At 41.5% G+C, this 19,274-nt stretch carries 16 protein-coding genes and 2 riboswitches; of the genes, 15 read left to right on the forward strand and 1 reads right to left on the reverse strand.

Going from position 1 to position 19,274, the window contains the following annotated elements; genetic code table 11:
* Positions 1–458 precede the first annotated feature (458 nt).
* Both J2T13_RS24635 and J2T13_RS24640 read left to right on the forward strand, forming a co-directional pair.
* Positions 459–1,025, forward strand: a complete 567-nt coding sequence (locus J2T13_RS24635; RefSeq protein WP_429375183.1) for a GNAT family N-acetyltransferase — start codon at positions 459–461, stop codon at positions 1,023–1,025.
* A 21-nt stretch (positions 1,026–1,046) separates the two neighbouring features.
* Complete coding sequence (locus tag J2T13_RS24640) at positions 1,047–1,517, forward strand: DinB family protein (RefSeq protein ID WP_429375184.1); 471 nt, start codon at positions 1,047–1,049, stop codon at positions 1,515–1,517.
* 444 nt (positions 1,518–1,961) lie between these two features.
* Here J2T13_RS24640 and J2T13_RS24645 read toward each other — a convergent pair whose 3' ends face one another.
* Entirely contained in the window at positions 1,962–2,135 is a 174-nt protein-coding gene (locus tag J2T13_RS24645) for a hypothetical protein (protein ID WP_429375185.1), read from the reverse strand.
* A 111-nt stretch (positions 2,136–2,246) separates the two neighbouring features.
* Here J2T13_RS24645 and J2T13_RS24650 point away from each other — a divergent pair, with 111 nt between their 5' ends.
* From J2T13_RS24650 to J2T13_RS24710, 13 genes are all read left to right on the forward strand, one after another.
* On the forward strand, positions 2,247–2,663 hold the full coding sequence (locus tag J2T13_RS24650) for a lipoprotein (protein WP_429375187.1): 417 nt from the start codon (positions 2,247–2,249) through the stop codon (positions 2,661–2,663).
* Between the two features lie 55 nt (positions 2,664–2,718).
* Positions 2,719–3,090, forward strand: a complete 372-nt coding sequence (locus tag J2T13_RS24655; RefSeq protein WP_429375189.1) for a DUF423 domain-containing protein — start codon at positions 2,719–2,721, stop codon at positions 3,088–3,090.
* A 30-nt stretch (positions 3,091–3,120) separates the two neighbouring features.
* Positions 3,121–3,522 (forward strand): DUF2809 domain-containing protein, encoded by a 402-nt coding sequence (locus J2T13_RS24660; RefSeq protein WP_429375190.1) that lies wholly within the window; start codon positions 3,121–3,123, stop codon positions 3,520–3,522.
* 2 nt (positions 3,523–3,524) lie between these two features.
* Positions 3,525–4,220, forward strand: a complete 696-nt coding sequence (locus J2T13_RS24665; RefSeq protein ID WP_429375191.1) for an HAD family hydrolase — start codon at positions 3,525–3,527, stop codon at positions 4,218–4,220.
* A gap of 55 nt (positions 4,221–4,275) precedes the next feature.
* Positions 4,276–4,815 (forward strand): GNAT family N-acetyltransferase, encoded by a 540-nt coding sequence (locus J2T13_RS24670; RefSeq protein WP_429375193.1) that lies wholly within the window; start codon positions 4,276–4,278, stop codon positions 4,813–4,815.
* Positions 4,816–5,250: 435 nt separating this feature from the next.
* A complete protein-coding gene (locus tag J2T13_RS24675) occupies positions 5,251–9,420 on the forward strand; it encodes a carbohydrate binding domain-containing protein (RefSeq protein WP_429375194.1) in 4,170 nt (1,389 codons plus the stop codon).
* A gap of 508 nt (positions 9,421–9,928) precedes the next feature.
* A riboswitch (cyclic di-AMP (ydaO/yuaA leader) is annotated at positions 9,929–10,129 on the forward strand.
* A 106-nt stretch (positions 10,130–10,235) separates the two neighbouring features.
* A riboswitch (cyclic di-AMP (ydaO/yuaA leader) is annotated at positions 10,236–10,419 on the forward strand.
* A gap of 122 nt (positions 10,420–10,541) precedes the next feature.
* Complete coding sequence (locus J2T13_RS24680; RefSeq protein WP_429375195.1) at positions 10,542–10,955, forward strand: hypothetical protein; 414 nt, start codon at positions 10,542–10,544, stop codon at positions 10,953–10,955.
* Positions 10,956–11,087: 132 nt separating this feature from the next.
* Positions 11,088–11,165 carry a potassium-transporting ATPase subunit F gene (locus tag J2T13_RS24685; protein WP_429375223.1) on the forward strand — a complete coding sequence of 26 codons (78 nt, stop codon included), beginning with the start codon at positions 11,088–11,090 and terminating at the stop codon, positions 11,163–11,165.
* 29 nt (positions 11,166–11,194) lie between these two features.
* On the forward strand, positions 11,195–12,874 hold the full coding sequence (gene kdpA / locus J2T13_RS24690) for a potassium-transporting ATPase subunit KdpA (RefSeq protein WP_429375196.1): 1,680 nt from the start codon (positions 11,195–11,197) through the stop codon (positions 12,872–12,874).
* A 20-nt stretch (positions 12,875–12,894) separates the two neighbouring features.
* Positions 12,895–14,925 carry a potassium-transporting ATPase subunit KdpB gene (gene kdpB / locus J2T13_RS24695; protein WP_429375197.1) on the forward strand — a complete coding sequence of 677 codons (2,031 nt, stop codon included), beginning with the start codon at positions 12,895–12,897 and terminating at the stop codon, positions 14,923–14,925.
* Positions 14,926–14,953: 28 nt separating this feature from the next.
* A complete protein-coding gene (gene kdpC, locus J2T13_RS24700; protein ID WP_429375198.1) occupies positions 14,954–15,562 on the forward strand; it encodes a potassium-transporting ATPase subunit KdpC in 609 nt (202 codons plus the stop codon).
* Positions 15,563–15,621: 59 nt separating this feature from the next.
* Entirely contained in the window at positions 15,622–17,946 is a 2,325-nt protein-coding gene (locus tag J2T13_RS24705; RefSeq protein WP_429375199.1) for a histidine kinase, read from the forward strand.
* A 330-nt stretch (positions 17,947–18,276) separates the two neighbouring features.
* Positions 18,277–19,158: a L,D-transpeptidase family protein gene (locus tag J2T13_RS24710; RefSeq protein ID WP_429375200.1), complete on the forward strand. Its 882-nt coding sequence runs from the start codon at positions 18,277–18,279 to the stop codon at positions 19,156–19,158.
* The last annotated feature ends 116 nt before the right edge of the window (positions 19,159–19,274 follow it).

Consider the following 19,274-nt stretch of genomic DNA (forward strand, 5'->3'; position numbering starts at 1 on the left):
TTCCAGAACGTGTTGGGCAGTATGTGAAATGATTTTTATCTCCCCTCGGGGAGAAGCCATATTAAAAGAGTTTACACAAAACTATTGACAGACCCTATGAAACATTAAATTGCTGGTAATCATATATGGGTTTGCGAGATTAGTGGCGAACAATCTGAAGAATTGCTGTTTGAGGTCTTATTTAAACCAATCGAATTGGACAAATCGGAAAGACAACAACTAAAGATACCTGGAGATGGCAAGGGAATCTGGAATGAAATAATCGAGTTTCTTAAGCATAATGAGATCAAATCTATTGAGTTATTTTCTAGGGATTCGGCAGTACATTTTTGGACAAAGCTTGGATTTGTGGAGATCTCTGAATGGATAGATCATGAATTGTTCAAAGAAAAGAACATAAGGTTAAAGAAGATGAGATACGTTGTTTAATAACTAATGGTTTGGAAGAGGGGGGAATCATGTTGATTGAATTGAAACCAATGAGAAAATCGGATTTTTCAGTCGTTGTAAATTGGGTTAATTCATATGATCAAGATTTCTTGTATCAATGGGCAGGAAATACATATACCTATCCATTAACGGAAGACCAGATGGAGAATCATTATAGTAGGGGCATTAATTCGATAGATTCGAGCGTTTATATCTACAAGATTATTCAGACTGAGACGCAAGAGGTTATGGGAACAGTTCAATTAGGCAGGTTTGATATAATAAATAAAGAAGCAGTTGTGGGTAGATTTTTAATAAAAGCGGATCAGGATCGCGGTAAAGGGATTGGAACTAAAGCACTCGAGGAATTAGTTCGCATAGGCTTTGAGGAGTTCTCTTTACATAGAATGAAGTTATATGTCTTTCACATCAACACTCAGGCAATTCGTTGCTACGAGAAGGTAGGCTTTGTAAGCGAAAATATAACAAAGAATATCTATCAGTCAATAAGTGGTGATTATTGGGATGGAATTGAAATGTTTATAGATAAGGAAACATGGCAGCAAGATAAGCCAGTCGAATTTAAGGTGGAATAGAGAATAAGGAGTGAGTAACCTGTGGAACAACTTTTTCAATATAATTGGGAAGTCAGAGATGAATGGTTTGAAATTTGTAGCGAATTACCTCATGATGAATTGGTACAAGAGAGAGTTGGAGGAGTAGGCTCCATTTTGAAAACGCTCTTTCATATTATTGACGTTGAATATAGCTGGATAAAGGCTATTCAGAATGAGACGATAACAGATCCTGATTATAGTGATTATTTGAGCTTGGAGTTGGTTAGAGCATTATCTGTACAATACCAAAAGGAAATAATAGAATTCATTAGGCAGTGGTCAAGTGAAGATGATGAGAAAGAAGTATCTACTTCATGGGATCATGAGCTTTATACGGGTGGGGAAATCTTGAGGCATGTACTTGTGCATGAAATACATCATATTGGACAATTATCGGTTTGGTCGAGGGCGTTAGGGGTAAAGCCAGCATCAGCGAATTTTATAAATAGAAACATCAGAAAAACGGAATAAGGGAATGAAGAAAACTGCGGATAAGTCCAACAGAATATAGGTTCAGGAGGTTATATGAATATACTCGTTGCTCAACTAGAACCCTATGACAAAAGGACGGTGTATTAATGCTTCTAATTAGTTTGATCATAATTGGATTTTTATTTTCACTTATAGCTGTTTTTAGAAATAGGAATGAACGATATCTGGGAAATATTGCTCAATCCATAACTATCTTTTCAATTCTATTCTGCTTACTGAAAATCAATCAATCAACTGCTGATCTTACCTCGGTCAATACCATGGTTATCATTTCAACAATATCATATGTGATTTATCAATTTTCACAGACAGATATTAGATGGAAGTAGCATAATTAATATTAAAGGGGCGTTGATTCGCTTCTTAGATATGAAAAGAGCAACTAACGATCCCTAAAGGATTAATTAGTCGCCCTGTTTATTACTAAACTAAACGGTAATCGTCTATTTTCGCTCCGTCTTCCCAGACTTCTACAAACAGAGCAGCACAATTCTCGAAATCCTCGGTTTTCAGCGAAAGAGCTTTTTCTTCGTCTTCGCCTACATACACATTCTCCATCTCTTCCTCGTTAAAAGAGAGAATGACATACAATTTCATCTTAGATGTCCTCCAATAATTTGATATGTAGCATTATAACATATCTGAGCCATTTTTTATTTTCAGAGACGAATACCTTTGATCTAACATGTAAGAAAGGATGTGATTGGCATGAGGAAGGTTATTATTATTTTATTCAGTTTGTTAGTTCTAAGCGCATGTTCAAATCAGCAAAATAAGGTTTCTGTGGTTGAAGCTATGGAGTCCGAGGGGTTGAATATCACCGAAAGTAATGTGCCCTCACCTATGGGAATTGAACTTGATGGCATCAAGCCTATTACTTATAAACTCGATAACGATGAGATGGTATTAGTGTATGATTTTGCTACAGCTGATGAAAGGGAACTGAGTCACAAGCTTTTTCAGGAACATCAACTGTTTCTCAGTTCCTATGGCCCCATAGTATATCAGACAAGCCAATCTTTAATTCTTTATTACAGCAACGTTAATTCGACAACTTCAACCTTCAAGCTCAGTGAAACCAATGCTGGTGAAAAAATACAAAAAGCGATAGAACGTATGGAGTAGTGTAATATATGTAATATCACATCCATGCATCGATATATCAAGGGGGATCATTATTATGCAAACACTATTACTACTTGGAAGCATCAACATGATTATTTCGGTCATTCTAGGTGCATTTGGAGCACATGCGTTAAAGAAACGATTATCCGTGGAAATGTCCGCAGTCTATCAGACGGCTGTTCAGTATCAAATGACACACGCGTTGGGCTTGATTCTAGTTGGACTCATTGCGAACACTACAGCTGTGCAGGGCTCTCTTGTACTAACAGCGGGTTGGTTTCTACTGGCTGGAATCATTCTTTTTAGTGGTAGTCTATATGTGCTAAGTCTAACAGGTGTGAAAAAACTTGGAGCCATTACTCCAATCGGTGGACTTGCTTTTATTATAGGCTGGATTCTGGTTAGTGTTGCTGTCATTCAAGGTTGAGTCACTAAATAAATAATAGGAATGATATAGATGAGAGCTCGATCTATTTATATGGTTGCCGTTGTCCTTACGATAATATTGGGCATTAGTTCAAGAGTATTTGCGGACAACTTACCAGGTTTTGTTGCCAGACATTTTGGAGATGCACTATGGGCATGCATGATTTATTTGGGCGTTCGCGTATTATGGGTACATAAGAAGTTAACATTTGCTATACTAGTCAGCTTAATGTTCTGTTATGGCATCGAGTTCAGTCAGCTGTATCAGGCAGAGTGGATAAATGGTATTAGAAGTACTTTATTAGGTTCCTTAATTCTGGGAAGAGGGTTCCTGTTCGTAGATTTATGGAGATACACGGTCGGTATTATGGTGTGTTATTTAATAGATCGAAGTGTACTAGGGTGCTTAATGATGAATAGGAAGGAGAAGTGAATATGTATAAAGCAATTATTTTTGATTTGGATAACACGCTTATCAACTATAATTTATGTGAACTCGAGTCTATGAGGCATACTTGTAAGGAGCATAATCTATTTGTGGACGATATAACGCAATGGGAGATTTTCAGAAAAAGTTATGAGGAACATAACTTTCGTCATTGGATGGATTTTGTGAATGGCGGAGATATAAAAACGATCCATGAGGTGTTGAATTTCTCATTTAGAGACTCATTAAGTGGGGCAGAACAGATACATAACCAGTTATCGGAGACGTATTGGCGTTATTTTTGTAACAGTTGTTATTTTGAAGATGGCGCAGAGCAATTATTAACTAATATTAAGGATAAATACCCTCTAGGAATCATTACAAATGGCATAAGTGAGGCTCAAAGAAAGAGGCTTATCGCAGGAAATATTCATAACTCATTTCAATCTCTTGTCATATCTGATGAAGTAGGAATAAGGAAACCACAGGTTGAGATATTTGAAATCGCTTTAAACGAATTACAGGTAAGACCTAATGAGGTCTTATTCGTAGGAGATTCTTTACAAGATGATTATCAGGGCTCAATGAATGCAGAGATTGATTTTTGTTATTATAATCCTCAGAACATCGAGGTACCTGCACAGATCCAACCCAAATATATGATTCAACATTTACTAGAGCTTATCGATGAGAACGTGATCTAAAGGTATATATAGTGGGTCTAACTATGATTGGTGAATATTTACTGCGGAGGAATCTATGAATATTTGTTTTACCAAGGTTACCATAGAAGATAAGCCAATCCTCGAAGGATTAGCCTCGCTTTATTGTCATGATCTCGATGAATATTTATGTCATGAGGAACAAGCAGATATGAATGCCAAGGGTCTGTTGGAGTATGGAGGGTTGGAGCTCTATTTCACCGAAGAGGAATTCAGTCCTTATTTTATTAAATATAGAGGGATCATTATCGGATTCTGTTTATTGCAAACTGGCGTCTACGCGTACCCTGGCGAAGATTATATCGTAGGTGCATATTTCATATTAAAGAAGTATCGAAGACAAGGAATGGGAAGAGAAGCCAGCGGACAATTATTCGAGAGCTATCCAGGGAAATATCGTATTTCACAGTTCATGAGGAATCAGCCCGCTATTCGTTTTTGGAAGCATGTGTATGCTTATTATGATATTAAGTTTATAGAACTGGAGCAAGAAATAGGGAATCAATCATGTAGCGTTCAAATATTCTCGACTGATTCATTACATAGTAGAGTTAGCAAACATGAAATGAATAGCTAAATAACCAAAGAGGGTACTCCATCGAAAACTTGGAGTGCCCTCTTTGGTTCCAATAAACCAGAGTCTATCGTGAAGAGAAAAATCTCAATAGAAGAATTTATGCTTGAAAGTAAGTTATGTATGAAATTTACATATAAACATCTTGTAAGCGTTTTCTATATAATGTATTATTTAGATGGTGGTCACAATTCAGACACATTTACACTCGGATCACTACTCTTAGATAAAAGTAGTCATTGGGCTTCAATCCGATTGAGCCAAGATACACGTTGAATTTAATAGAAAGGGGGACTAGGGTACAGAGTTCAGGGAAATAACAACCAGAAAAAGCAAACGTTTGCACACAGTTTTTGTTAAAGCCTTTTATTTAAAATATGCGAAAGGAGAATCAATATTTGAATTCGTTAGGTTCGAGAAATTAAGGAGGAGAACAAGTTGAAGAAATGGTTTAGTCTAGTATTATGTATAGCATTCATTGGTTCAATATTCGGCGGGGCGATCGTATCCCCCCCACAGTCTGATGCAGCTTCTGTAACGGCAGCATCAGGGACAGCAACAATCTATTATTACACGCCATACAAGAACTGGAGTACAGTCAATATTCATCACAATGGAAGCGGTATCTGGACGGCTGTGCCAGGGGAACAGATGGATAATGCCTGCACGAACTGGAGCAGCAAAACAATAGACCTAGGTAGTGCTACAAATGTTCAGACCGTATTTAACAACGGATCCGGCGCCTGGGATAACAATGGAGGTAATAATTATACAGTAAGTACAGGTACTCATCAGGTCAAAAATGGACAGTTGATAACGGGAGCGGGCAATCCCTGTACAGTTGATGAGACACAACCTACAGGAAACACAGCTACGGTATACTACAAGCCGAATACGAGCTGGACTACGGTTAATATTCACTACTCACCGACGGGTGGTACGTGGACAACTGCACCTGGAATAGCCATGGAACAGGCTTGTTCAGGTTGGACAAAGAAAGAGATTGCACTAGGGGCGGCAACCGGAATAAACGCCACCTTTAACAATGGAACAAGCTGGGATAATAACAACAACAAGAACTATACATTAGGTACTGGTAATAACAAGATCGAGAACGGCGTAGTATCTGTGGGTAACCCATGTGCTACAGATAATAACGAACCCACTCCACCAAGTGTTCCAACGGGTCTAATTAAAAGCGCTGTGACGAGTACGTCGGCGACTATTTCATGGACAGCCTCGACTGATAATGTGGGTGTCGTAGGATATGATGTCTATCGCAACGGAGTCATAATTAAAACTAATAATACGACAACATCTTTTACCGACACGGGTCTGACAGCATCCACAACATATAGCTATACCGTGTTAGCCAAAGATAACTCAGGTAATAAATCGGCACAATCAACGGCATTGCAGGTTACGACTTCTACGGGGAATGTTGAAGGAGGAAACACAGCTACCGTATACTACAAGCCGAATACGAGCTGGACTAAGGTTAATATTCACTACTCACCGACGGGTGGTACGTGGACAACTGCACCTGGAATAGCCATGGAACAGGCTTGTTCAGGTTGGACAAAGAAAGAGATTACACTAGGGGCGGCAACCGGAATAACCGCCACTTTTAACAATGGAACAAGCTGGGATAATAACAACAACAAGAACTATGCATTAGGTATCGGTAATAGCAAGGTTGAGAACGGCGTAGTATCTGTAGGTAACCCTTGTACTGCAGAAACTAACGATACTACTGCACCAAGTGTTCCAACGGCTCTAAGTAAAAGCGCTGTGACGAGTACGTCGGCGACTATTTCATGGACAGCCTCGACCGATAATGTGGGTGGCAGCGGTATGGCTGGATATGATGTCTATCGCAACGGAGTCATAATTAAAGCCAATAATACAGCAACATCCTATATCGACACGGGTCTGACAGCATCCACAACATATAGCTATACCGTGCTTGCCAAAGATGCAGCAGGCAATAAATCGGCACAATCATCAGCGCTACAAGTCACGACTACCACGATTGTGGGTAATCAAGCGCAAATCTACTATTACAATAAGACGCGCGCATGGAGTTCGGTCAACATCCACTATGTCCCCACTGGGGGTAGTTGGACGACACCTCCTGGTGTAGCTATGAATGAAATCGCTTGCACAGACTGGGTGAGTAAGACGATCGAACTTGGCTCCGCCAGTGGAATGAAAGCTGACTTTAACAACGGCACAGGATCATGGGATAACAACAACGGAGCTGACTATAATCTTAGTACCGGTCTGATTACTGTGAAGGATGGCGTGGTCACGCCCAATGCCGTGAATCCATGTACGCCACTACTTCCAGATGTGACGCCACCATCGGTGCCTCTTAATCTAGTGGCCACTGCGAATAAGGTGAACATCACAATTACATGGACAGCATCGATAGATAATGAAGGTGGCCGAGGTCTTGCTGGCTACGAAATCACACGTACAGGTGGTACACAAGGTACTAAAGTAATCACGTCAACAGTAAATAGTTACCTCGATTCAAATCTGGATGCACAGACTTCCTATACGTATACGATCAAAGCATACGATAAAGCGATCCCGACCAATAAATCAGCTAACAGTGTTGCTGTTTCTGCTACAACGGGCGATGCAGCGCAGCCTATTCCTGGCGGCACCCCGATCGGTACCGATATGCGCGAGGATTCCATTTACTTCGTCATGACGGCCCGATTCTTTGACGGGGATTCCTCTAATAACCGTGGAGGCCAAAATCATGTGTCTTCGGGGAATGCAGCTAATAATGACCCAATGTTCCGAGGCGACTTTAAAGGTCTGATGGATAAGCTTGAATATATCAAAGCCTTGGGTTTCTCTGCTGTCTGGATTACACCGGTCGTTCTGAATCGTTCTGATTACGATTTCCATGGCTATCATGGCTATGACTTCTACCGTGTTGATCCACGGCTAGAATCTCAGGGAGCATCCTATCAAGACTTGATCAATGCTGCGCATAATAAAGGCATCAAGATTATCCAAGACGTGGTGTACAACCATTCGAGCCGCCTAGGTGCGAAAGGTCTATTCACACCTAAAGTCTACGGTGTGCGTGACACACAGTGGAGCTGGTACTATGACGAGTTGGTCCCAGGATTAGAGTACGATGGGCTCAACTCTACCTCATTGTCTGGCAAAGCTTATAATGGTGATGTGTGGTCTACGGAAGAACCGGCAGGAAATACTTGTAGGAATTGGGGCACAGCGACGCAGTTCTTCAGTAAGGAAGGTTACCGTATTTACAACTGTCAGTGGCCGAATCCAACGTCAGGTATGTTCCCTTCGCAGTATTACCACCAATGTTGGATCGGGAACTGGGAAGGTGAGGATTCTCGTAGTTGTTGGTTACATGAAGATTTAGCTGACTTCAACACCGAAAGTAAACCGGTTCAGGATTACTTGATCGACGCCTATAACAAGTTCATTGATATGGGGGTAGATGGCTTCCGGATAGATACCGCAGTGCATGTCCCTCGTGTAACCTGGAACCGCCACTTCCTGCCGGCAGCACAGGAGCATGCAGTAAGTAAGTTCGGTGATTTGGGGAAAAATTTCTTTATGTTTGGTGAAGTAGGGTCCTTCGTAAACGATAAATGGAATCGAGGCTCGGTTAACCATTCAGCGCAGTTCTTTACCTGGAAAGAACGTAAGGAATACAGTGCTGATGATACAGCGGCGGCTCTAGAACAGTACAACTATGAGAATAACATGGGTACCGCTAATCAACCAACTTCTACGAATGCGTTCTTGCAAGGAAACAACTATCATTCACCTGATCATAGTAAGCAATCAGGCATGAACGTGATCGATATGCGAATGCATATGAATTTCGGTGATGCTAATAACGCATTCTGGAATGGTAAAGATTCGGATGACAGCTATAATGATGCGACCTACAACGTCGTTTATGTGGATGGCCATGACTTTGGTCCAAATAAATCGAGCACGGCCTATTCTGGCGGTACTGATGCATGGGCAGAAAACATGAGCTTGATGTGGACCTTCCGTGGTATCCCGACACTGTATATGGGTTCGGAGGTCGAGTTCCAAGCGGGTAAACAGATCGATTGCGGTCCAACCTGCCCGTTGAGCACGACCCGTCGAGCTTACTTCGGTGATAATATCACAGGCAGTGTGGTTGCTAGTGATTTCGGTAAGGTAACTTCCGCATCAGGTGCGGTAGCAGACACACTGAATAAACCACTCGTTAAGCATTTGCAACGTTTGAATCAGATACGTCGTCAAATTCCAGCACTACAGAAAGGACAGTACTCAACTGAGGGGATTACAGGGAACATGGCGTACAAGCGTCGTTACACAGATACAACGAAAGGCGTGGATAGTTTTGCGCTCATTACCGTCAGCGGATCGGCTACTTTTAACAGCATTCCGAACGGAACGTATAAAGATGTCATTACGGGTGACGTGAAAATCGTAAACAATGGTACCCTGACCGCAAGTATGTCAGGCAAAGGGAACTTACGTGTGTATGTCCTTGATCTTCCAGGCAATCCTGCCCCAGGAAAGATCGGTACTGATGGCCCTTACTTGAAGTAAAGATACTAGTTAAACCCGCCTGAATCATTGGCGGTAGGGCTGTCGAGAATCCCTCGACAGCTTTTTTTATGCTTTTGTATGTAACGACATACGCTAAGAGTTTGTTTAATTACCTAAGAAGTACTCCTTAACGTAATGATTTTTACCTTCAATCAGGTTGTTTAAATAATGGTCAATCAAAAATTTATATAAATCATACGCTGAAAGATATCCGAAGTAAACACTGACTTGGAGGGGGATTGAGCTGATTTCGACTGAAAATGAATGTGGAAGCGAATACATAGTGAATTAACATTGATTATCTACACCAATGCTACATTATGCTAGTGTTTTCAATGAATGTTTAATATCAAGAGAAATATAGAGTTGGATGTAGTATATCGAAGATAAACGATGATAAAGTTTCACATAAAGTCCTACATTGTCAAATTTGGATCTCTATCTATCTTTACAGAAATATGCGCCAAGGGTATGATTCAACTCATGAATACAAGAAAGAAAAAATTTCCATTAGTAATCGCTGAATTTCCTTGTGATGTAAGGGAAATGGGGGAACCAATATATTGATGATGCAGAGGCGGTGTGAGAGCCGTCTTATGTATCATCTGGGGTGAATCCTATTACGAATATCATGAAATTCGTAATAGGTAGGGCGACTCTCACCGCCCGAATCCGACAGCTAACCTCGTAAGCGTTGGAATGCAGCTTCTCTTCCTTTCTATACTAAGGAATGGAGCTGTTCTTTAAGAGAGAGGATGATGGAGCGTGTGATCGAATGACGACCACAGGGCCTAGACCTCTGTGGTTTTTTACTGTGTTTTTTATCGCTGAGTCCTTGAATGGAAAAGGAACGGGGGAACCAACGGAAGTGATGATCCTGTAATACTTGATCATCACTTCAAGGGGTGAATCTCGGGGCAAGCAAGCTGCTCACCGAGTAGGGCGACTCTCAAGCCCGAATCCGACAGCTAACCTCGTAAGCGTATTGAGAGAGGCAACGAATGTCGTGAACAAGATAGGGTCTATTAGACCCTGTCTTAGGAAGTCACGGGATGAGTTCTTCTCAGCCCCATGGCTTCTTTTTGTTGTCTTCTCTTTCTAATCAATAGGAGGAGAACCAGATGAAAGTACAACAAGATGTGATGATTGTATCTGCTCCAAATGTAATAGGAGAAGCTTTTATCCGTCAATTAATAAGATACAAGATCCCGTTTGCTGCGATAACGAACAATAAAATAGAACGTGAACGGTTGAAGAAAATGGGAGTAGAGAAAACCCTCATGGTGGGTACTACGGATGAACGTACTTGGGTCATACCTGCTTTCCCGGTGGGTAAAATCATTCTATTTGAAAGCAGTTTGAATCTGAGCTGCCGGTATTTACGAATATGTCGCACATGGACCTCAGAGCCCATTTATATTATTACTCATTCAAGCAATCCAAGATCGATCTACAAAGGACTCGGAGCAAGTTATGTGATTCATACGCGAAGTCAAGACGCATCGTTTCTAGTCTCTATGTTAGTAGATAAATAACAATTTGAAGTATGGAGGTAATCAGATGCTGGATCTGTACATGCTGTTGATTTTGGCAGGGGCCTATACTTTGTTTACAGGATTCTTATCTTGGTGCGGAAGAATGTTCCGAGAATCGGAGGGCGATAGAAGATGATCGTTGTTGCTGTATTTACCCTGTTTATATTTCTTTATTTGATCTATGCGTTAATAAACCCAGAAAAATTCTAAGAATCAAACGAAGGAGGAAGTAATCGAACATGGGCATTTTACAAATTTGTATCGTTATTCTGGTCTTGGTGTTACTCGTCAAGCCGTTAGGTACTTACCTTTACAATGTATTTCAGAAGGAAAACAATAAAACAGATAAATGGTTCTCTTTTGTAGAGAAACCAATATTTAGACTGATTGGTTTAAAGGAACGGAAAGGAATGACTTGGAAAAAGTATGCATTTAGCTTTGTTTTAACTAATATCGTGCTCGTTACTGTCAGTTATCTCATTCTTCGATTGCAGAAATTTCTACCGTTTAATCCGAATAATATGGACAACATGGAACCGACCTTGACCTTCAACACGGTCATCAGCTTCATGACGAATACGAACTTGCAGCATTACAGCGGAGAATCAGCTCTGTCTTATTTCTCACAGATGGCTGTAATTATGATGATGATGTTCACATCTGCAGCGACGGGATTATGCGTGGCGATTGCGTTTATACGAGCTATCACCAGCAAGGGAGAAACCATCGGTAACTTTTTTGAGGATTTCGTGAAGGCACATATCCGTGTGTTCTTGCCATTGGCTTTTGTGGTCACTTTGCTGCTTGTGGCGCTTCAGGTTCCACAAACCTTGCAACCCACATTATCCGTGTCAGGGCTTGATGGGCAAGTACAGCAAATTGCCATCGGACCCGTTGCTTCATTAGAGTCTATTAAACACTTAGGGACAAATGGTGGTGGATTCTTTGGAGTCAACTCAAGCCATCCATTTGAAAACCCTAATCCACTCACGAATGTGATTGAGATATTATCGATGTGGTCATTGGCTGCTGCCTTACCTTATACGTTCGGTTTGTTTGCCAAAAATAAAAAACAAGGTTGGGTCATTTTTTCGGCGATGATGATATTGTTTGTACTCTTCTTATCTTTGGCTTATGTGTCGGAGTCAAAAGGTAACCCAGTATTAAACCAATTGGGAATTGATTCTTCACAAGGGAGTATGGAAGGCAAAGAGGTACGTTTTGGTGTTGCGCAATCTACACTCTTTACCACGGTAACTACGGCAGCTACCACAGGTTCAGTGAACAATATGCATGATACATTAACGCCGCTTGGTGGAGTCACACCGCTTGCATTAATGATGTTAAACTGCGTGTTCGGTGGAAAAGGCGTGGGTGTTATGAACATGCTGATGTATGCCATCTTGGCTGTTTTCCTTGCCGGACTGATGGTCGGACGTACTCCTGAGTTCCTAGGACGTAAAATTGAGGCTAGAGAGATGAAGTTTATAGCTATTGCCATTTTGGCTCATCCGTTGATTATCTTGGCTCCAACAGCTATTGCGCTGATGACGGAGGTAGGTAAAGTAGCGATAAGCAACCCATCGTTCCACGGTATTTCGCAGGTGTTGTATGAATTCACATCTTCTGCGGCGAACAATGGTTCTGGCTTTGAGGGGCTCGGAGATAACACGCCATTCTGGAATATTTCTACGGGTATAGTCATGTTATTCGGTCGATATATTTCGATGATCGCACTCCTTGCTGTTGCAGGTTCTATGCTACGTAAGAAATGGGTTCCAGAAACGATAGGCACACTACGTACAGATAATGGCCTATTCATTGGTATTCTCGTAGGTACCGTATTGATCATTGGTGCGTTGACATTCCTGCCGGCGATTGTGCTTGGCCCTATCGCTGAGCATTTAACGATCCGTTAAAGAAAAGGTGGAACATATAAATGAATACGAATCGAAAAAAATTGTTAACTGGTGATATTGTCACAAAGGCTCTAAAAGATAGCTTTATAAAGATGAACCCAGTCACAATGATGAAGAATCCCGTGATGTTTGTAGTAGAAATCGGGACATTTATTGTACTCCTCATGACGCTCTTCCCAAGTTACTTCGGTACGGAAGAGAGTATTGGTTTTAATGTAACGGTATTCCTAGTTTTATTATTTACGGTACTATTCGCTAACTTCGCTGAAGCTTTAGCAGAAGGTCGTGGTAAGGCACAGGCCGATTCATTGAAACAATCGAAGAAAGAGATTACAGCTAATAAGATCGTGAATGGTGTTCTGAAACGAGTACCTTCAACCGACCTCCGCAAAGGAGATATCGTCGTTGTGTCGCAAGGAGAGATGATTCCAGGTGACGGTGAGGTGATTGAAGGTCTGGCATCTGTCGATGAATCGGCCATTACGGGCGAATCGGCAGCAGTTATTAAAGAAGCGGGTGGTGACTTTAGTTCGGTAACAGGGGGGACCCGGGTTGTCAGTGATAAGATCACAATCAGAATAACTAGTGACCCTGGAGAGTCCTTTATCGATCGTATGATCGCTCTGGTTGAAGGTGCATCAAGACAAAAGACGCCTAATGAAATTGCATTGAACACATTGCTAACCACGTTGACGATCATTTTCTTAATTGTCGTCGTTACCCTTGCACCCATAGCGCGGTATTTGGAAATTGAGTTGTCGGTTCCGATTCTTATCTCTTTACTCGTATGTTTGATCCCAACAACGATTGGTGGGTTATTGTCAGCCATTGGGATTGCGGGTATGGACCGCGTTACCCAATTCAACGTGCTGGCAATGTCCGGTAAAGCCGTTGAAGCTGCTGGTGATATCAATACGATGATTCTCGATAAGACGGGAACGATCACTTTCGGTAATCGGATGGCTAGTGAGTTTATTCCAGTGGGCTCGGCAAACCTAGCTTCTGTTGCGGAATGGGCAGCGATTAGCTCCGTAAAAGACGAAACGCCAGAAGGCCGCTCTGTGTTGGATCTTCTAAAAAAGAAAGAGCAGCCTTTTAACGAATCAATCGCTGTAGATGGCGAGTTTATCGAATTTAAAGCCGAAACGCGAATGAGTGGAATGGATCTAAAAGACGGACGTAAAGTGCGTAAAGGCGCTGTCGATGCAATAAGAAAATGGGTCGAAGCTCAAGGTGGCAATATACCCGAAGATTTGGGTATCAAAGGTGACTCGATTGCGAGAGAAGGCGGGACTCCATTAGCCGTAGCAGTCGATAATCAAATATTCGGACTAATCTATCTCAAAGATACCGTAAAACCGGGAATGAAAGAACGCTTCGAACAGCTTCGTAAAATGGGGATTAGAACCATTATGTGTACCGGAGACAATCCACTAACAGCTGCAACCATTGCACGTGAGGCTGGTGTAGATGAGTTTATTGCTGAAAGTAAACCGGAAGATAAAATTGCTGTAATAAAGAGGGAACAAGCTCAAGGTAAGTTGGTGGCGATGACAGGGGATGGAACCAATGATGCCCCAGCGCTTGCACAAGCAGATGTAGGGCTAGCGATGAACAGCGGTACGATAGCAGCAAAAGAAGCGGCCAATATGGTCGATCTGGATTCCGACCCATCAAAGATCATTGAAGTGGTGGCTATCGGTAAGCAGCTATTAATGACTCGTGGGGCACTAACCACTTTTAGTATCTCAAACGACGTTGCGAAATATTTTGCTATCATTCCGGCCATGTTTATGGTAGCTATACCGCAAATGGAAGCCCTCAATGTGATGAGCTTAGGTTCCCCGATGTCAGCCATATTGTCAGCATTGATTTTTAACGCGATTATCATTCCATTACTGATCCCTCTGGCCATGAAAGGCGTCGCGTACAAACCCATGAGTTCCAACAAGCTGTTACAACGTAATCTATTTATATATGGGTTAGGTGGTATCATAGCGCCGTTCGTGGGGATCAAGATCATTGATATGATTGTACACTTTTGGATCTAAATTATATATAGAAAGGGTATGAAGAGATATGAATAAAACATTAAATATGGGCATGAAAACAATGGGTAGCTCTCTTGGTACTGCCATAAAGTGTAGTGTGGTGCTGATTGTTTTGTGCGGGATCGTGTACCCACTCGTATGTACAGGAGTGGCACAACTGTTAATGCCCGATAAAGCAAACGGTAGCCTTATTCAGAACAGTAAAGGTGAAGTGGTCGGTTCGGAACTGATTGGACAAAACTTTACCGATCCGAAGTATTTTCAAGGTAGAGTCTCAAGCATTGAGTATAAAGCGGAGGCATCAGGAACCAATAACTATGCCCCTTCCAATCCAGATTTGTTAAAGAGAACACAAGAATCAATTGCTGCATGGAAGGTAAGCAACCCTGATGTACCGGTAAGTAAGCTTCCAATTGACTTGATTACGAACTCAGGTTCCGGTCTAGATCCTCATATTACGCCAGAATCAGCGAAAGTTCAGATACCTCGGATTAGTAAATTATCTGGGTTATCAGAGGCCCAACTTGGAAATCTAGTTAAAGCGAATACGGAAGGACGCGATCTTGGTGTGTTCGGGGAACCGCGCGTTAATGTACTCAAATTGAATCTAGCCATAAATGAAATAGTTAATAAATAATGAGAGAAGCCGGTCACCTATAGAAGGGTGATTCGGCTTTCATCCGTGTAGGAGGTACAATGGAACATTTCAGAAGGAAAACACCAGAAGAGATCTTGCTTTCCATTTCGAAGCTACATCAAGGTCGTTTGAAGGTATACATTGGGTCTGTTAGTGGTTCTGGAAAGACGTATCATATGCTACGGGAAGGACAGTCTCTCAAAACCCAAGGTATTGATGTTGTCATCAGCGCTGTCTCTACTATGCAACGCCCAGAGACCATAGAACAAATCGGGGATTTGGAACGTGTCCCAAGTATTCACTGGTGGAAGGATGGAATAGAAAAAAAAGATCTAGACATAGATGCCTTGATCAAAAGGAACCCCGAGGTTGTCATTGTTGACGGTCTGGCTCACCGAAATCGGGAAGATGCCCCACTGAAGACTCGACTGGAAGATATACAACGTTTAATCCGTCATGGGATGAGTGTCATTACGACCATAAACGTCTATGAACTGGAAGATGTGCGGTCCGTTGTCCAAAAACTAACTAAAATTGAGGTTGTCGAAACGGTACCTACGGATACGCTGAGTCTAGCTGATGAAGTAGTCCTGATTGATGTCACCCCAGAGACTATGCTAAATCGTGTTGCAGAAGGGAAGTTGTTAAGCCTCGACGACATGGGGATTTTTAAACGTGGAAATTTAGCGATTCTGCGTGAACTTACACTGCGTTTGGTAGCTGAAGGAGTCAATGATTCTCTCGAAAAGTATCGTGAAGAATGGGGACTTATTGGCCCGTCAGGTGCAGGTGAACGCATTCTTGTCTCTACACAGTATCATTGGAACGGTTCTATTTATATGCGTAGAGGGCAACAAATTGCCAAACGGCTGAATGGTGAGCTGCTTATCGTGACGTTTGTGAACAAGGATAAGGAGCTTACTAGAGAGGCGGCTGTGTTTAAAAGATCACAACTTAAGCTTGCCAATCGCATCGGCGCCGAGTTCACGGAACTTCCATTATGTGCAAGAAGGGAGTTACCTAAGGTTCTGGTGAATTATGCACTTACAAATAACGTGACACGTATCCTACTTGGACATTCCAAGCAAACATGGTGGCAAGAATTCTGGCATGGGTCCATCGTGCATGATATGTTAAAAAGAACACGCAATGTGGACATCTTTATCGTTGCCGATCGTGCAGAGCACGATGGAGAACGAATCCTGCCTACGAAAGTTGCCAAGTCAGAGGAAGAGGTGGATTTATTTCGTCGTTTAAGCTCTCAGGAAATGGTTCAAAAGATAGAGCAAATCAAACGGGGAACTTTTCAAGTGTTCATTGGTTCTGCTCCCGGTGTGGGAAAAACATTTACCATGTTACGTGAGGGGAATCACTTGCTCAAAAAGGGAATTGATGTGTGCATAGGACTACTTGAAACACATGGCCGTAAAGAGACACAAGCACAAATCAACGAGTTAGAGATATTGCCGCGGAAGGTGATTGAATATAGAGGAACCCATTTGGACGAGATGGACACAGCGGGAATCATCCGAAGAAACCCAGAAGTAGTATTAGTTGATGAACTCGCGCACACCAATGTCCCAGGAAGCCAGTATAAAAAAAGATATGAAGATGTCCTTGAAATTCTGGCTGCCGGAATCTCGGTCATTACAACGGTCAATGTACAACATTTGGAGAGCTTAAATGATGCTGTTGAGCAAATTACAGGTGTCCGCGTTAGAGAAACGATACCGGATCATATTCTAAGGCTTGCTGATGAAGTTCAGTTGATCGACGTTACGCCCGAATCGTTACAACAGCGCATGAAAGATGGGAAAATTTATAATGTGGAAAAAATCCATCAAGCGCTTAATAACTTTTTTAGAACAGGTAATTTAATTGCGCTTAGAGAATTGGCCTTACGGGAAATTGCTGATGATGTTGATGAGAGACTAGAATCTTGGGAACGAAACGAATCATTAAGAGGTCCATGGAGACGGCAAGAAGTGATTTATGTGTGCCTAAACAAAACGCAACATGCAGAAAGATTAATACGCAGAGGGTTTCGCATTGCCTACCGTCTGAAGGCGATTTGGTATGTTACGTTTGTTCAGTTGGAGCGTACACACAATACAACGGTCATGACTGAGCAATTAGAAGCTCTAAGGAAACTGACTGAACGGTTAGGAGGGAAGTTTGAGATTCTCACGACGAGTAAGCAGAAACACATTCCTATGGTTCTGGTGTCCAAAGCGAATGGGTACCAGGCCACGCAGATGATTATAGGTCAATCTAAAACTAGATTGTGGAAAGAAGGTTGGCAAGGCTCCATTATCAAAAAAATACTCCGGGCGACTAGACATTTAGATGTGCTCGTTGTAGCTGATTTCGAACCCTTAAATTAAAGAGCACAAAATGATGGAGTTACGAGATCGGGTACAAACCAAGGTAATCTACTTCTTATAAAAATACATGCGACTCTAGCATAGTTGTATTTTGGGTACCAATCAATTAATCGATATACACTCATGAGTAATTATCTATTGTGTAAGTGCTCTTTTTAGTTATAAGATAAGGTGCAGGAATATTCTGGGTGGCTAAGTTTTAGTGAATAGTACATAGTCGTTGTAGATATTTTTTTGTGTGGAAAAATGTAGTAAGACAGGCGCTCTAGTAATATATTTATAAATAGTACATTTATACTTGATGGGGAGGTTTACGCGCTGGTTCATTATTTGCAACGAAGAAATGTGTTGTTGGTGTTTGTATGTTTCATTTTATTGTGGGGTACTGCCTTTGTAGGTAAAGCAGTGGCTGCGGAAGTGGTTAGTAATGATTTTATTATCGTGAACAAGAAAACGAACAAATTGGCCTTTTATAGAAATGGAAAGTTAGAAAAGGTATTCTCGGTGGCTACGGGGAAAGATCCTAGCTTGACACCCGAAGGTAGTTTCAAAATTGTGAACAAGATTAAGAATAGGCCCTATTATAAAGAGAAAATTGCTGGAGGAGATCCTCGTAATCCTTTGGGAGATCGTTGGCTAGGGTTAGAAGTGAATGGGACTATGGGAACAACTTATGCTATTCATGGTAACAATAATGTGAATTCGATTGGAAAGTATGTAAGTGCAGGTTGTATACGGATGAAGAACGATGAGATTCATTGGTTGTTCTCACAAGTGAAATTAAATATTGTAGCTATCATAACTTCCTCAAATTTATCATTTGAACAGATTGCAATCAACCATGGGAAACTGCCTACTGTGAAGGTGTTTGCGGGTAAATTGATTATTGATGGTAAGAAAAATACATTGAAGGAACCTCTGGTACTTGAAGATTCTCGCGTATATATTCCACTCAGGGAATCGATTAAATTACTTGGAGCCAATCTTCAATGGAATAATAAAACGGAGACAATCGCTATGGTAATAAATGGTCGTACGATTACGCATAAGCCACTTACAAACCAAGCGACAGTGGACGGAAAGAACGTTAAGATTATAGCATCGCGGTATCAAGGTGAAACGGTAATGCTATCTCTAAAGAGTTTACTGCAATTATCTGGCTTACAAGGCAAATGGGATTCTAAATCTAAAGCTGCTATCATTAATAACTAAATTAATTCGAACTTAATACATTATAATGGTTCTTAGGCATTCTTTACACAATCTATTTGTGCGAAGAATGCCTATTTCTCGTACAATAAGGGTATCAAGTTCAGGCGTGTGTTCAT

Source organism: Paenibacillus sp. DS2015 (assembly GCF_050433705.1).
GTDB lineage: Bacteria > Bacillota > Bacilli > Paenibacillales > Paenibacillaceae > Paenibacillus_AQ.